Origin of the sequence: Dorea amylophila, assembly GCF_025567265.1 — a bacterium.
Lineage (GTDB): Bacteria > Bacillota > Clostridia > Lachnospirales > Lachnospiraceae > Dorea_A > Dorea_A amylophila.
Window position 1 is genome coordinate 34,036 of record NZ_JAOQJW010000031.1, and the last position, 14,401, is coordinate 48,436.

A 14,401-nucleotide genomic window follows, 5' to 3' on the forward strand; every position below is an offset into this window, starting at 1 on the left:
TAAAATAGCGAAAAAAGATAATAGAAAAAGATTCACATTTTGACCAATATTTTAGAAAATGGAAAATGTGAATCTTTTTTTGTGGGAACATGCGGAAAGCCGTGGAATAAGTTTTTTGGCATCCGTAAGTGTCGGAAATAAAGCTTATAAGATTGCATTATCATGACAAAAGAGTTAAAATATAAAGGTATATGACTATCACAGATAAATGTTGGAGGTACAATATGAAAGTAGCAATTATTACAGCAAATACAGATATATACAAAGGGACAAAAGCGAATGAAAGCGGAGAGGCAGTAAAGCTTGTAGCGGAAGAAGCCGGACTGGAAGTTGTATTTATGAGAGCACTGCCGCTGGACAGAGAAGTATTGTCCGCAATTATGAAACGTTTGGCAGATGGAAAAGCAGCAGATCTGATCCTTACCACAGGTGGAGCAGGGTGCAATCCGGACGATTGTACACCGGAAGCAACGATGGATATTGTAGAAAGACCGGTTCCGGGAATCCCGGAAGCAATGCGGGCACATACAATGAAGCTCACCAGACGCAGTATGCTGAATAGAAGTGCGGCAGGAATCTGTGGAGAGACTCTGATTGTTAATCTTCCGGGAAAAGCACAGGCAGTGAAGGAGAGTTTAAGATACTTACTTCCGGAGCTTGTACATGCTGTTAAGGTCATCAAAGGAGAAGTATAGGAGATATGAAGGTTACATACCTGGAACATAGTGGGTTTGCAGCAGAATATAAAGAATATGTGCTGATTTTTGACTGGTACAGGGGCAGCCTTCCGGAATTTGATCAGCAGAAAAAGATTTATGTATTTGCCAGTCACTCGCATTATGATCATTTTAATAAAAAAATCTTCGGGTGGAGTGAGCAATATCCAGATGTTCGGTACATCCTTTCAGCAGATATTGCAGGAAAAGAACAGTCAGAGGAACTGTCAGAGCGGACTGTATATGTAACTGCAAATAAGAAATATGATTTTGATGGTATAAAGGTACAGACACTTCAGTCTACCGATGAGGGGGTTGCATTTATTGTGTATATGGAAGACAAGGTAATCTATCATGCGGGGGATCTGAACTGGTGGCACTGGGAAGAAGAAACAGAAAGCTATAATGAACAGATGCGTCAGGATTATCAGAGGGAGATTGACAAGCTGAAAGATATTGTAATTGATATAGCGTTTGTTCCGCTGGATCCCAGACAGGAAAATCAGTATGCGTGGGGAATGGATTATTTTATGAAACATACCCATACAAAATATGTGTTTCCGATGCATATGTGGGGAGATTACGAAGTTTATGACCGTCTGATGGAGAATCCTGAGGCAGAGCCATACAAAGACCGTGTAATAGAGGTAAAAGAACCGGGGCAGGTATTTGAAGTGAATGTGTAATGCAAAGAATCAGAATAAAAAAGATTTGTTATTTTAATAAAATAGTGTTATAATAATAAACGCTTTTGAAAAAATGCAAGTAAGACAGATGATCGCAGCTGTAATTGCCGAAAGGCAGCAGGTGAGGAAAGTCCGGGCTTCACAGGGCAGGATGCCGGATAACGTCCGGTGGAGGTGACTCCAAGGATAGTGCAACAGAAATGTACCGCCAGGATCTGATCCTGGTAAGGTTGGAAGGGCAGTGTAAGAGACTACCGCCTTGCTGGTAACAGCAGGGGCATATGTAAACCCCATCCGAAGCAAGACCGGATAAAGACGATGTGGCGGCCCGTCACGTCTTAGGTAGGTCGCTTGAACCCGCTGGCAACGACGGGTCTAGATAGATGATCATCCAATGACATAACCCGGCTTATCGTCTTGCTTGTATAAAAAAGAGAACTTGTCAGCTGACAGGTTCTCTTTTTTGTCCTAAAGAAATTATTTACGTCTTCCGTCGTATTTTTCTTCACAGTATTTACAGCGGTAGACTTCCTTTTCAGGATCGGTAAGTACAAATATATGATCCAGTCCCTGTTCGATCGAGGTGATGCAGCGCGGGTTTTTGCAGTGGATTACATTGCGGATCTCGTGAGGCAGATGAAGCGCTTTCTTATCTACAATCGCGGAATTTTTAATAATATTTACGGTGATGTTATGATCAATAAAACCGAGAATGTCCAGATCCATAAAGTCGATAGGGCATTCAATCTTCATGATATCTTTCTTTCCCATTTTATTACTTTTTGCATTTTTAATGATCGCAACACAGCAGTCCAGTTTGTCCAGATGCAGATATTTATAGATATCCATGCTTCGCCCTGCCTGAATATGATCCAGAACAAATCCTTCTTCGATACGACCAACAGTTAATGTATTTTTTACCATTGTTATTATCCTCCTAAACTTCAATTCCCAAAAGTGTAAGTATCAGTGCCATACGGATGTAAACACCATATTGTACCTGCTTGAAGTAAGCAGCTCTCGGATCATTATCTACCTCTGTGGCAATTTCATTTACTCTTGGAAGCGGATGGAGAATATACATATCTTCTTTTGCCAGTTCCATCTTTTTGTTATCCAGGATGTAGAAGTCTTTCATGCGTACATAATCTTCTTCGTTAAAGAAACGTTCTTTCTGAACACGGGTCATGTAAAGAATGTCCAGATCAGGAAGGGCATCTTCCAGCCGTACAACCTCTTCGTAAGGAATGTTCTGACGATCTAATACATCATTCTTGATATAGCTTGGAAGTTTTAATTCTTCTGGTGAGATCAGAACAAAACGAATACCCGGATAACGTACCAGCGCATGAATCAGAGAGTGTACGGTACGGCCGAATTTCAGATCCCCGCATAATCCGATCGTCATATTGTCAAGACGGCCTTTTAAAGAACGGATCGTGAGCATATCAGTAAGAGTCTGTGTCGGATGCTGATGTCCGCCGTCACCGGCATTGATTACCGGAATCGTGGCGTGCTGGCTTGCAACCATAGCAGCCCCTTCTTTTGGATGGCGCATTGCACAGATGTCTGCGAAGCAGGAAATTACACGGATTGTATCTGCTACACTTTCCCCCTTGGAAGCAGAACTTGAATCGGCAGATGAGAAACCAAGAACGCTGCCGCCAAGATTGATCATGGCTGCTTCGTGGCTTAATCTGGTACGTGTACTTGGTTCGTAGAAAAGAGTGGCAAGTTTTTTGCCCTCGCATGCATGTGCATATTTTTCGGGATTGGCTTCAATGTCTTTCGCAATATCCATCAGGTTGTCTAGTTCTTCCACGGAAAAATCTAGTGGACTTAATAAGTGTTTCATGTAAAAACCTCCTGTTTTATAAATAAGTTAATAAATCACTTACGGATTTTCTCTTAGGTGTGTCCGGATCGATATCCGGATGTCCGATCGCGATGAGAGCGGCAAGTTCCTGGTCTTCCGGAATCTGCAGCAGATCTGTGATACCGTCTTCATCCCAGATTCCCATAATAACAGTTCCGAGACCGGCATCATGTGCGGCGAGACAAAATGTCTGGCAGGCGGCGCCTACATCGAACATCTGCCAGCGGTCTTCTTTTTTGGTACTGTAAGAACCGTCACGTTCAAAGCCGCAACGGCCTTTTTTGAAAGTAACTGCTATCAGCATCGGTGCCTGCTTTATAATTTTTGCATTGAAATCTGGGGTATAATCGGTAACGATTTTATCAAGAACAGAAGAATCTTCAATTGCTGTATAACGTGTGATCTGGGTGTTTTTCCAAGATGGAGAATAAGATGCCGCCTCGATCACAGATTCTAATGTGGCATGATTTACAGAATCAGGTTTGAATTTGCGAATACTGCGTCTTGTTTTCATACATTCAATTGTATTCATGGTTTCACCTCCGTTTTCAAATCTTTCATACATCATATAATATTTAACATGGATTTTCAATGTCTTGAAATAATTTTTAAAGAAATTTAATCTATGTAATTTTTTGAAATGCTATGATACGGATGGGTAGATTTTATGGAAAGAATGTATTATAATTTAATAGATTTGCAGATTTTCTGCATAATATACATAAAGGAGAGAGTATATGGCATCATTGGAAGAGCTTAGGGCACAGCTTGGCAGTGTAGATGACAAGATCGTAGAACTTTACGAAGAGCGGATGAAACTCTGTGAAGAGATCGGAATCTGTAAGATTGAAAATGGCTATAAGACGTTTGACCGTCAGCGTGAAAAAAATACTATAACAGACGTGATGAACAAGGTATCATCCGATATTAATAAAAAGGGCATCGGGGAAGTGTATGAGCAGCTTCTTGCAATCAGCAGAAAGCTGCAGTATAAGCAGCTGGTTGAGGCTGGAGCACTTGGACGACTGCCGTTTATAGGAATTGATCTTCTAGATAAAGATACAGCCAGAGTTGTCTTTCAGGGGACGGAAGGTGCTTACAGTCAGGCTGCTATGGAGCATTATTTCGGAAAAGACTGTAATAATTATCATGTACATACGTTCCGGGAAGCAATGGAAGCAATCGAAGAAGGTGCAGCCGACTATGCGGTGCTTCCGATTGAAAATTCGACAGCAGGTGCAGTCAATGAGATTTATGATCTGCTGGTAGAATTTGAAAATTATATTGTCGGAGAGACGATCATTCCGATTAAAAATACGCTGTCCGGATTACCGGGGACAGACATTTCAGAGATTGAACGAGTATATTCCAAGGCAGAAGCATTGATGCAGGCATCACATTTTCTGGGAGATCATGGTGACTGGCAGCAGATCAGTGTGGCAAATACCGCACTGGCGGCAAAGAAGATCCTGGAAGATCAGGATAAGCGCCATGCGGCAGTGTGCAGTGCATATGCGGCATCTGTGTATGGTCTGTCCGTGCTTGCAGATAATATCAATGATGAAAAGAACAATTCTACCAGATTTATCGTGATCACCAATCAGAAAGTATTCCTGAAGGATGCAACAAAGATCAGTATCTGCCTGGAACTTCCACATGAAAGCAGTTCTCTTTATCATCTGCTGTCGCATTTTGCATACAATGATCTGAATATGACTAAGATTGAATCAAGACCAATGGAAGGAAAAAGCTGGGAATACCGCTTCTTCATTGATTTTGAGGGAAATCTTGCAGATCCGGCAGTAAAGAATGCAATCCGTGGTTTGCGTGAGGAAAGCAGAAACTTGAGAATTCTTGGAAATTATTAAAAGAAAAAACACAACGTCGAGGTCATCAGGCAGAGGCAGAATGGATATATATTGGAGGAAAGACGATGAGAACAAATGAACTGATGTTATATAAACATATGGAGAACGGACAGATTCTGCAGGATATCACATTCTTGATCGAGAATTATCAGAATGACTATTATAATATGGAAGATATGAAAGGACTGTTATATGATGCAGTCAACGAGATCCTGGAGATGGCAGTCAGCCATGGATTCGAGGGTGATCTCTGGCATAATTATCTGACTTACCTGATGGCAAGCCATGAGAATGCTTACAGTACATCCTGCGAAATTGTCGGATCGGTAGATGGAAGCATCAATCAGGTTGCACTGCACGATTTCGAAATATTCAAAGAATTATTTGATTATGACTTCGCAGATATGGAAAGTGTGATGGGCGTTGACTGTATTTCCATGCTGCATGATTATGTGGGAACAAGCGGACACGGAAGTGTGTTCAACCAAAGAATCCGGGATCGTATCTGCGATCTGAGCAAATCACTTGCAAAAGCAGAGACGGCAGAAGAATTTAAAGCTGTTATAACACAGTTTTACAAGGAATTCGGTGTCGGAAAACTTGGACTTCACAAAGCATTTCGTATTGCGCACACAGAAGAGGGGGCATTGATCGAACCGATCACAAAGATTGCGCACGTACATCTGGATGATCTGGTAGGATACGAGATCGCCAAGAAAAAACTGATCGATAATACAAAAGCATTTGTTGAGGGAAAGAAAGCAAATAACTGTCTGCTGTTCGGTGATGCGGGAACAGGAAAATCTTCTTCTATCAAAGCAATCCTGAACCAGTACTATGACCAGGGACTGCGTATGATCGAAGTATACAAACATCAGTTCCAGGATTTGAATGATGTGATCGCACAGATTAAGAATCGCAATTACAAATTTATCATTTACATGGATGATCTTTCTTTTGAAGAATTCGAGATTGAATATAAATATCTGAAAGCTGTGATCGAAGGCGGACTTGAAAAGAAGCCTGATAATGTATTGATCTATGCAACTTCAAACAGAAGACATCTGATCCGCGAGACATTCAAAGATAAAGAAGACAGAGATGAAGAACTTCATACAAATGATACCGTTCAGGAAAAACTGTCTCTGGTGGCAAGATTCGGTGTTACTATATACTTTGGAAAGCCGGATAAGAAACAGTTCCAGGAGATTGTGCGTGAACTGGCAAAGAAAAACGGAATTGACATGTCAGACGATGAATTATTCCTGGAAGCAAATAAATGGGAATTAAGTCACGGTGGATTATCCGGAAGAACTGCCCAGCAGTTTATCGATTATCTGGCCGGAACCAGATAAAATGTAATGTATTGTAAAAAATGTGCAGAAATTAATCCTGCACATTTTTTATATTTGAAATATCGGAGTCAATGACCAGAGAATAGTTTGTATAGTAAACAACGAATCCCGGCTTTGCCCCGTTCGGTTTCTTGACATGTTTTTTCTGGATATAGTCGATCTCCACTTTGTCTGCTCCACGGTTTTTAGAGTAGTAAGCGGCCAGACGACCTGCTTCTTCAAAGGTACGGTCCGGAAGTTCATCCCCGCCGCTTTTGACGATAACGTGAGATCCCGGAGCACCTTTTGCATGGAACCACCAGTCATTGCCATTGGCAAAAGAAAAAGTAAGTTCTTCATTTTGCAGGTTGTTCTTTCCAACGTACATATCATAACCATCACTGGAAATGTAATGCATTGGTTTGCTGGTCAGTTTAACTTTTTTCTTCGTATGTTTTCTGCGGATATAGCCGCTCTGCATCAGTTCCTCTTTGATCTGAGCAAGATCCGCTTCGTTCAGAGCAATGTCAAGTGCGTTGCTGATAGATTCCAGATACTGGATATCATCGGCAGTTTCCTGGATCAGCTTCGTCAATGCTTCAAATGTACGCTTCTGTTTGTTGTATTTTGCAAAATAACGTTGTGCATTCTCGCCCGGAGTCTGTGTCGGATCAAGCGGGATAGTAATCTCTTCGTTGGTATAATAATTCAGGGCAGTCAGTTCTTTTGATCCCGGTTCCAGATTATAGCCGTAAGTATTGATCAGTTCTCCGTAAACTTTATATTTGTCACGCTTTTCCGTTCCCTTTAACTGCTTGGACTGAAGATCGTATTTTTTGCGGTTCCGTTCCAGTGCTGTCTGGACAACATGCCGGAGATCTGCACTTTTCTGATGGATTCTGGTCAGTGTGTTACGTGTGGAATAATACGTATAGAGGACTTCCGAGATGGAAAAGAACTCTTTTTTTGTATATTCGTTAAAATGTGTGACCGGAAGGGCACTGAATTCCTTTGGTGCATTTCCATTATAATAAATAGAAGGATGGAAATTTCCCTGTCTTACGTCCTCCATATAATAGGTAAACTGACGGTACAGATGTGTCAGTACATCTTCGGAAAGATCATGCGCCGTCATGGAAGAGTCCACACCTGCAAGATAACAGATCTCTTCGGCAATGACCGGGCTGATACCTGTCATGCTGGAATAGATTGCTTTGGATATCGTCATCGGTTTTGCAAGGATTGCCGAAATGAATTCTTCCTGCGTAGCCGTCATCGGATTCTTTTTCGACATCGTATCCGGAATAAAGTAATCGCGTCCTGGCAATACTTCACGTACCGAACTCATCTGTGCAGAGACGTGCTTGATACTGTCGATGATGCGTCCGTTCAGATCACAGAAAATAATGTTGCTGTGTTTTCCCATGATCTCGATGATCAGTTTTTTCCTGCACAAGTCACCCATCTCATCCAGATGCTCAATATCCAGGTGGATGATACGCTCGAGTGACGGCTGGGAGACTGCGGTAATCCGTCCGCCTCCGATATGCTTGCGCAGAAGCATGCAGAATCCAGGAGCTGTCATCGGACTTGGTTTGTTCTCGTTGGTTAAATAGATAAGTGGAAGAGAAGCACTGGCAGAGATATAGAGCCTTTTTTGTCCTTCATTTCCTTTTATTGTTAAAAGCAGTTCGTCATTTTCTGGCTGGGCGATCTTGGAGATACGTCCGCCGACCAGAGTATGTTCTAATTCCTGAACGACTGCTGCGACTGTGATTCCGTCAAAAGCCATAAAAAGACCTTCCTTTCCTTACAGAATTTCATATTTGTCTAGTATAGCATAGTTGACGAACTTTGCCAAATGTCTTATAATAAATGCTGGTTTATTTTAAATAATGAATAAGAAGAGGATCATATCATGATTAAGAGTATGACAGGATTCGGACGCTGCGAAGCGGCTGATGAGGAACGTAAATTCACGGTTGAGATGAAGGGAGTGAATCATCGTTATCTGGATGCCAATATCCGTATGCCGAAGAAGCTTAATTTTTTTGAAAGTGCCATTCGAAGCCTTTTAAAGGAAAGTGTTCATCGTGGAAAGGTGGACATCTTTATTACATATGAAGACTTTTCAGAGAGTCAGGTCTCTTTAAAATACAATGAGACACTGGCAGCAGAATATCTGGAAAAGTTTAAAATGATGGAAGAAAAATTCTCACTGGAGAATGACATCCGTGTATCCACATTGTCCCGTTATCCGGAAGTCCTCACAATGGAAGAGAAGATGGATGATGAAGAAGAACTGTGGAAAGGACTTAAGAAAGCACTGGATGGTGCGATCGCACAGTTCGTACAGACTAGAACCGTAGAGGGAGAGAATCTGAAGAAGGATCTGATCGCGAAGCTGGACGGTATGCTTGAACTGGTCGGACAGATTGAAGAACGTGCACCGAAGATCATTGCGGAGTACAGAGAAAAGCTAGAAGGAAAAGTAAAAGAACTTCTGGAGGACACACAGATCGATGAGGGACGGATTGCATCAGAGATCGTGATCTTTGCGGACAAGATCTGTACCGATGAAGAAGTGGTACGTCTGAGAAGTCATGTGGAACATATGAAGGCAACCCTTCAGTCTGATGACAGTGGAATCGGACGTAAGCTTGATTTCATTGCACAGGAGATGAACCGTGAAGCGAATACGATTCTTTCGAAGGCGAATGATCTGGAGACTTCCAATATCGGAATCGAACTTAAGACAGAGATTGAGAAAGTCAGAGAGCAGATACAGAATATTGAATAAATCAGATTGTTAAGAAGATTAAAAGAGGGTATCCAAATGAGAGAAAAAGGGATTCTGATCGTTGTATCAGGTTTTTCAGGTTCCGGTAAGGGAACCATTATGAAAGAGCTGTTAAAACAGTATGATAATTATGCATTATCTATTTCCGCCACCACCAGAAATCCGCGTCCGGGAGAAGAAGACGGACGGGAATATTTCTTCAAAACTGTAGAAGATTTTGAAAAAATGATTGCGAAAGAAGAACTGATAGAGTATGCTAGGTACGTGGATAATTACTATGGAACGCCGCGTGCATATGTAGAGGAGCAGTTAGAGGCAGGAAAAGATGTGATTCTTGAGATAGAAATTCAGGGAGCGTTGAAAGTAAAAGAAAAATTCCCGGATACACTGCTTTTGTTTGTAACACCGCCGAGCGCAGAGGAACTTAAGAGCCGTCTGGTGGGCCGTGGAACAGAGACAATGGACGTGATCGAATTCCGCATGAACCGTGCGAAAGAAGAAGCACTGGAGATGGATCAATATGATTATCTGATCATAAATGATGACTTGCAGGAATGCGTAGAAGAGATGCATCAGATCATCCAGGGTGAGCACAGAAGAAGTTTCCGTAACGCTGAATTTATAGAGCATATGAAAGAAGAATTGAAAGGAGAATAAGTGTATGTTACATCCATCTTACACAGACTTAATGAAAGTAGTAAATAAAGACGTTGAAGAGGGCGAAACAAAGGTAGTTAACAGCCGTTATTCCATCGTTATGGCTACAGCAAAGAGAGCAAGAGAGATTATTGACGGATCTATGCCGCTCGTTGATGCAAAGGTTGGCGAAAAGCCGCTTTCTATTGCAATTGATGAGATGAATCAGGGAAAGATGACGATTATTGCACAGGATGAAGAGGAAGAAGAATAAAATCTGACACCTTAAGGATCCGTTGCAGACGGATTCTTTCAGACACATTGCTGACTGAGATACAAAAGGCAGATGCCGCAAGGTGTCTGCCTTTCTTGAACTGGATATAGCAAGATAGCAAAGATGTGTGCCGAATAGAATGCATACTGCAAAAATCAGAAATAAATAAAAAGGAGAACCGAATGAATATATTTTTCGTATCACTTGGCTGTGATAAGAACCTGGTAGATTCAGAGGTCATGCTTGGACTTCTGGATGCGAAAGGATACCAGATTGTTGATGATGAGACACAGGCAGATGTTATGGTGATTAATACCTGTTGTTTTATTCATGACGCAAAAGAAGAAAGTATCCAGACGATTCTGGATATGGCAAGATATAAAGAAGAAGGAAGATTAAAGGCATTGGTTGTAACCGGATGTCTGGCACAGAGATATAAGCAGGAGATTATTGATGAGATCCCGGAAGTTGATGTAGTGCTTGGGACGACTTCGTATGATAAGATTGTAGAAGCAGTAGAAGAAGCACTGGAAGGTAAATCAGAAGTAGAACTTGCCGATATCGATGCGCTGCCGCTTCCGGAGACAAAGAGACTTGTGACGACCGGAGGTCACTATGCATATCTGAAGATTGCAGAAGGCTGTGACAAACACTGTACATACTGTATTATCCCGAAAGTCCGTGGAAATTACCGCAGTGTACCGATGGAGCGTCTGATCAAAGAAGCACAGGAACTGGCTGACCAGGGCGTAAAAGAACTGATCCTAGTTGCACAGGAGACAACGGTATATGGACAGGATATTTACGGTGAAAAATCCCTGCATAAGCTTCTGAAAGAGTTATGTCAGATCAAAGGAATCCGCTGGATCCGCCTTCTGTACTGTTATCCGGAAGAGATTGATGACAATCTGATACAGGTAATGAAAGAAGAACCGAAGATCTGTCATTATCTGGATCTCCCAATCCAGCATGCAAGCGATGCGATCTTAAAGAGAATGGGAAGAAGAACTTCCAAGCAACAGCTGATCGATACGATCACAAAACTGAGAAAAGAGATTCCGGACATCGCACTTCGTACAACGTTGATCACCGGTTTTCCAGGGGAGACACAGGAGCAGCATGAAGAAGTAATGGAATTCGTAGATGAGATGGAATTTGAAAGACTGGGCGTATTTACTTATTCGCCGGAAGAAGATACTCCGGCGGCGACCATGCCGGATCAGATCGACGAAGAAGTAAAAGAAGACCGTCAGACAGATATTATGGAGCTGCAGCAGGAGATTGTATTCGATCAGGCAGAAGATATGATCGGAAAAGAAGTACTGGTTATGATCGAAGGAAAAGTTGCCGATGAGAATGCATATGTCGGAAGAACTTACCGCGATGCACCGAATGTAGACGGACTGATTTTTGTAAATACCGATGAAGAACTGATGACTGGTGATTTCGCAAAAGTGAAAGTTACCGGAGCAGCAGAATATGATTTGATAGGAGAGCTGATGTAATGAATTTACCAAATAAGTTAACTGTTTTAAGAGTAATCATGGTTCCGTTTTTTGTGTTTTTCATGCTGACAGGCGTGGGCGGAGCTGCAAACAAATGGATCGCATTGATTATTTTCTGCGTGGCAAGTCTTACAGATATGCTGGACGGAAAGATCGCCAGAGCCAGAAATCTTGTAACCAATTTCGGAAAGTTTATGGATCCGCTGGCAGATAAACTGCTTGTATGTTCGGCTATGATCTGCATGATCCCGCTTGGAAAACTGCAGGCATGGTTTGTAATCGTAATTATTGCAAGAGAATTTATCATCAGCGGATTCCGTCTGGTAGCAGCAGACAACGATATTGTGATCGCTGCAAGCTACTGGGGAAAATTCAAAACGGTATCCCAGATGTTCATGCTGATCCTTCTGATCGCAGATCTTGGCGGTGCATTTAACATGATCGCACAGGTACTGATCTGGGTATCTCTGGTACTTACAATCGTATCTTTGATCGATTATATTGCAAAGAATGTACAGGTACTGACACAGGGCGGTATGTAGGCTCAGAAGAAATTTGTAAAAAAGGCAGATAAGGATTCTTTTGAAAGAAATATGAGAAGGTTCTTCTTCGGGAATGGTATTTCCCCGAGAAGAACCTTTTGCAAATTGTGCCAAAAAAAGAGAAAATTCCATACAAAAATGTAGAGAAAAATCAATTGACGAATGTCGAAATATATGAGAAAATAAATACAAGTATGGATGTTAAAGAGATAACAAACCTTACGATAAGCAAACTTACATAGTTGAAAGGAGTTTTAAAATGATTTATTCACAGGAAGTAGAAATGATGTGTCCGGTAGCTCAGGGTGCAAACCACGGACCAGCTCCGATTCCGGAAGAAGCAAAATGGGTTCAGGCTAAGGAAATTAAAGATATCTCTGGTTTTACACATGGTGTAGGCTGGTGTGCTCCTCAGCAGGGTGCCTGTAAATTAACACTGAATGTTAAAGACGGTATCATCCAGGAGGCTCTCGTTGAGACTATCGGATGTTCAGGAATGACACATTCAGCAGCTATGGCTTCTGAGATTCTTCCAGGAAAAACTATTTTAGAGGCATTAAACACAGACCTTGTTTGTGATGCTATCAATACAGCAATGCGTGAGTTATTCCTGCAGATCGTATACGGAAGAACTCAGAGTGCATTCTCTGAAGACGGACTTGCTATCGGAGCCGGACTGGAAGACCTCGGAAAAGGACTTCGTTCACAGGTTGGTACAATGTACGGCACATTAGCGAAAGGTCCTCGTTACCTTGAAATGGCAGAAGGATATGTAACAGGTATCGCTCTTGATGAGAACGATGAGATCATTGGATATCAGTTCGTAAGCCTTGGAAAATTCACAGACTTCGTAAAAGCTGGAGACACTCCAAACGAAGCTTGGGAGAAAGCAAAAGGACAGTACGGACGTGTTGCAGATGCAGTTAAGATCATCGACCCACGTAAGGAGTAATCTCAATATTTTAAGGTAATTTAATCAGGAGGATAAATTAATGGCTTTATTTGAATCATATGAAAGAAGAATTGATAAAATCAATGAAGTATTGGCTGGTTATGGTATTTCTTCTATCGAAGAAGCACAGCAGATCACAAAGGATGCCGGACTTGATGTATACAATCAGATCAAAGGTATTCAGCCAATCTGTTTTGAAAATGCATGCTGGGCATACATCGTAGGTGCAGCAATTGCAATCAAAAAAGGATGTAAGACAGCAGCAGAAGCTGCAGCAGCAATCGGAGAGGGACTTCAGGCTTTCTGTATTCCTGGATCAGTTGCTGATCAGAGAAAAGTAGGTCTTGGACATGGTAACTTAGGAAAGATGCTTCTGGAAGAAGATACAGAGTGTTTCGCATTCCTGGCTGGTCATGAATCATTCGCAGCTGCTGAGGGTGCTATCGGTATCGCAGAGAAGGCTAACAAAGTTCGTAAGAAACCTCTTCGTGTTATCCTGAACGGTCTTGGAAAAGATGCTGCAAAGATTATCTCAAGAATTAACGGATTCACATATGTTCAGACAGAATATGATTACTACACAGGAGAACTGAAAGAAGTACAGAGAATCTCTTACTCTGACGGACTCCGTTCTAAAGTTAACTGCTACGGTGCTAACGACGTACGTGAAGGTGTTGCAATCATGCACAAAGAAGGCGTAGACGTATCTATCACAGGTAACTCTACAAACCCGACACGTTTCCAGCATCCGGTTGCAGGTACATATAAGAAAGAATGTATCGAGCAGGGCAAGAAGTACTTCTCAGTAGCATCAGGCGGTGGTACAGGACGTACACTTCACCCAGATAACATGGCTGCAGGTCCAGCTTCTTACGGTATGACAGATACTCTTGGACGTATGCACTCAGATGCACAGTTCGCAGGATCTTCATCAGTACCTGCTCACGTAGAAATGATGGGACTGATCGGAGCAGGAAACAACCCGATGGTTGGTATGACTGTTGCAGTTGCCGTTTCCGTAGAAGAAGCAGCTAAGGCTGGTAAGTTCTAAGAAATTGAATATTTAGTTTGGCTTGTATAGGCCGGATTTGAAAAGAGAGAACAAAAATGTTCTCTCTTTTTTTAGTGATGTGCGCCTAGCGGCGCACGTTTCTAAAGGGTTAAAGTCCCGAATCCGCCCGGTAGTGGGAAGGATATAGCCGAAGGCAAGGG

Annotated in this window: 15 protein-coding genes and 1 other RNA gene; 12 read left to right on the forward strand and 4 right to left on the reverse strand. The window is 42.1% G+C overall.

What is annotated here, in order from left to right:
• Positions 1-224: 224 nt before the first annotated feature.
• The 3 genes from OCV72_RS15715 to rnpB all read left to right on the forward strand — a co-directional run bounded on the left by OCV72_RS15715 (position 225) and on the right by rnpB (position 1,830).
• Positions 225-695, forward strand: coding sequence for a MogA/MoaB family molybdenum cofactor biosynthesis protein (locus OCV72_RS15715; RefSeq protein ID WP_055284798.1), 471 nt, complete (start codon positions 225-227; stop codon positions 693-695).
• A 5-nt stretch (positions 696-700) separates the two neighbouring features.
• On the forward strand, positions 701-1,402 hold the full coding sequence (locus OCV72_RS15720) for an MBL fold metallo-hydrolase (protein ID WP_055284800.1): 702 nt from the start codon (positions 701-703) through the stop codon (positions 1,400-1,402).
• Between the two features lie 76 nt (positions 1,403-1,478).
• Positions 1,479-1,830, forward strand: an RNA gene (gene rnpB, locus OCV72_RS15725) — RNase P RNA component class A.
• 49 nt (positions 1,831-1,879) lie between these two features.
• Here the strand turns inward: rnpB and OCV72_RS15730 are convergent.
• From OCV72_RS15730 to OCV72_RS15740, 3 genes are read right to left on the reverse strand one after another with little or no spacing between them, the layout of a single operon-like run.
• The gene (locus OCV72_RS15730) at positions 1,880-2,326 is read right to left on the reverse strand and encodes an aspartate carbamoyltransferase regulatory subunit (protein ID WP_028087588.1); all 447 of its coding nucleotides are present in this window, start codon (positions 2,324-2,326) and stop codon (positions 1,880-1,882) included.
• Between the two features lie 13 nt (positions 2,327-2,339).
• A complete protein-coding gene (gene pyrB / locus OCV72_RS15735) occupies positions 2,340-3,257 on the reverse strand; it encodes an aspartate carbamoyltransferase (protein WP_055284802.1) in 918 nt (305 codons plus the stop codon).
• 16 nt (positions 3,258-3,273) lie between these two features.
• Positions 3,274-3,810: a nitroreductase family protein gene (locus tag OCV72_RS15740; protein ID WP_055284804.1), complete on the reverse strand. Its 537-nt coding sequence runs from the start codon at positions 3,808-3,810 to the stop codon at positions 3,274-3,276.
• A 205-nt stretch (positions 3,811-4,015) separates the two neighbouring features.
• Here OCV72_RS15740 and pheA point away from each other — a divergent pair, with 205 nt between their 5' ends.
• Positions 4,016-5,146 (forward strand): prephenate dehydratase, encoded by a 1,131-nt coding sequence (gene pheA / locus OCV72_RS15745; protein ID WP_055284806.1) that lies wholly within the window; start codon positions 4,016-4,018, stop codon positions 5,144-5,146.
• Between the two features lie 65 nt (positions 5,147-5,211).
• Positions 5,212-6,501, forward strand: coding sequence for an ATP-binding protein (locus tag OCV72_RS15750; RefSeq protein ID WP_055284808.1), 1,290 nt, complete (start codon positions 5,212-5,214; stop codon positions 6,499-6,501).
• Positions 6,502-6,532: 31 nt separating this feature from the next.
• On the opposite strand, the gene OCV72_RS15755 is transcribed toward OCV72_RS15750, so the two are convergent.
• Positions 6,533-8,272 carry an Rqc2 family fibronectin-binding protein gene (locus tag OCV72_RS15755; RefSeq protein WP_055284810.1) on the reverse strand — a complete coding sequence of 580 codons (1,740 nt, stop codon included), beginning with the start codon at positions 8,270-8,272 and terminating at the stop codon, positions 6,533-6,535.
• 126 nt (positions 8,273-8,398) lie between these two features.
• On the opposite strand from OCV72_RS15755, the gene OCV72_RS15760 reads away from it, so the two are divergent.
• The 7 genes from OCV72_RS15760 (at position 8,399) to OCV72_RS15790 (ending at position 14,240) form a co-directional block, all read left to right on the forward strand.
• Positions 8,399-9,280, forward strand: a complete 882-nt coding sequence (locus OCV72_RS15760) for a YicC/YloC family endoribonuclease (RefSeq protein WP_006426705.1) — start codon at positions 8,399-8,401, stop codon at positions 9,278-9,280.
• A 36-nt stretch (positions 9,281-9,316) separates the two neighbouring features.
• Positions 9,317-9,937 carry a guanylate kinase gene (gene gmk / locus OCV72_RS15765; protein WP_006426704.1) on the forward strand — a complete coding sequence of 207 codons (621 nt, stop codon included), beginning with the start codon at positions 9,317-9,319 and terminating at the stop codon, positions 9,935-9,937.
• A 4-nt stretch (positions 9,938-9,941) separates the two neighbouring features.
• Positions 9,942-10,190, forward strand: coding sequence for a DNA-directed RNA polymerase subunit omega (gene rpoZ, locus OCV72_RS15770; RefSeq protein ID WP_022416085.1), 249 nt, complete (start codon positions 9,942-9,944; stop codon positions 10,188-10,190).
• A 182-nt stretch (positions 10,191-10,372) separates the two neighbouring features.
• Entirely contained in the window at positions 10,373-11,695 is a 1,323-nt protein-coding gene (gene rimO, locus OCV72_RS15775) for a 30S ribosomal protein S12 methylthiotransferase RimO (protein ID WP_055284811.1), read from the forward strand.
• On the forward strand, positions 11,695-12,237 hold the full coding sequence (gene pgsA, locus OCV72_RS15780; RefSeq protein WP_006426701.1) for a CDP-diacylglycerol--glycerol-3-phosphate 3-phosphatidyltransferase: 543 nt from the start codon (positions 11,695-11,697) through the stop codon (positions 12,235-12,237). The genes rimO and pgsA overlap by 1 nt, the downstream gene beginning before the upstream one ends.
• 259 nt (positions 12,238-12,496) lie before the next feature.
• Positions 12,497-13,189: an iron-sulfur cluster assembly scaffold protein gene (locus tag OCV72_RS15785; RefSeq protein WP_006426700.1), complete on the forward strand. Its 693-nt coding sequence runs from the start codon at positions 12,497-12,499 to the stop codon at positions 13,187-13,189.
• A 40-nt stretch (positions 13,190-13,229) separates the two neighbouring features.
• A complete protein-coding gene (locus tag OCV72_RS15790) occupies positions 13,230-14,240 on the forward strand; it encodes a GGGtGRT protein (protein WP_028087576.1) in 1,011 nt (336 codons plus the stop codon).
• Positions 14,241-14,401 lie beyond the last annotated feature (161 nt).

Excerpts from the sequence above, each read along its gene's own strand:
- OCV72_RS15755 (WP_055284810.1), bottom strand. The coding sequence starts at position 8,272 with ATGGCTTTTGACGGAATCACAGTCGCAGCAGTCGTTCAGGAATTAGAA.
- pyrB (WP_055284802.1), bottom strand. The coding sequence starts at position 3,257 with ATGAAACACTTATTAAGTCCACTAGATTTTTCCGTGGAAGAACTAGAC.
- rimO (WP_055284811.1), top strand. The coding sequence starts at position 10,373 with ATGAATATATTTTTCGTATCACTTGGCTGTGATAAGAACCTGGTAGAT.
- OCV72_RS15730 (WP_028087588.1), bottom strand. The coding sequence starts at position 2,326 with ATGGTAAAAAATACATTAACTGTTGGTCGTATCGAAGAAGGATTTGTT.
- OCV72_RS15790 (WP_028087576.1), top strand. The coding sequence starts at position 13,230 with ATGGCTTTATTTGAATCATATGAAAGAAGAATTGATAAAATCAATGAA.
- pheA (WP_055284806.1), top strand. The coding sequence starts at position 4,016 with ATGGCATCATTGGAAGAGCTTAGGGCACAGCTTGGCAGTGTAGATGAC.
- pgsA (WP_006426701.1), top strand. The coding sequence starts at position 11,695 with ATGAATTTACCAAATAAGTTAACTGTTTTAAGAGTAATCATGGTTCCG.
- gmk (WP_006426704.1), top strand. The coding sequence starts at position 9,317 with ATGAGAGAAAAAGGGATTCTGATCGTTGTATCAGGTTTTTCAGGTTCC.
- OCV72_RS15715 (WP_055284798.1), top strand. The coding sequence starts at position 225 with ATGAAAGTAGCAATTATTACAGCAAATACAGATATATACAAAGGGACA.
- rpoZ (WP_022416085.1), top strand. The coding sequence starts at position 9,942 with ATGTTACATCCATCTTACACAGACTTAATGAAAGTAGTAAATAAAGAC.
- OCV72_RS15740 (WP_055284804.1), bottom strand. The coding sequence starts at position 3,810 with ATGAATACAATTGAATGTATGAAAACAAGACGCAGTATTCGCAAATTC.
- OCV72_RS15720 (WP_055284800.1), top strand. The coding sequence starts at position 701 with ATGAAGGTTACATACCTGGAACATAGTGGGTTTGCAGCAGAATATAAA.
- OCV72_RS15760 (WP_006426705.1), top strand. The coding sequence starts at position 8,399 with ATGATTAAGAGTATGACAGGATTCGGACGCTGCGAAGCGGCTGATGAG.
- OCV72_RS15785 (WP_006426700.1), top strand. The coding sequence starts at position 12,497 with ATGATTTATTCACAGGAAGTAGAAATGATGTGTCCGGTAGCTCAGGGT.
- OCV72_RS15750 (WP_055284808.1), top strand. The coding sequence starts at position 5,212 with ATGAGAACAAATGAACTGATGTTATATAAACATATGGAGAACGGACAG.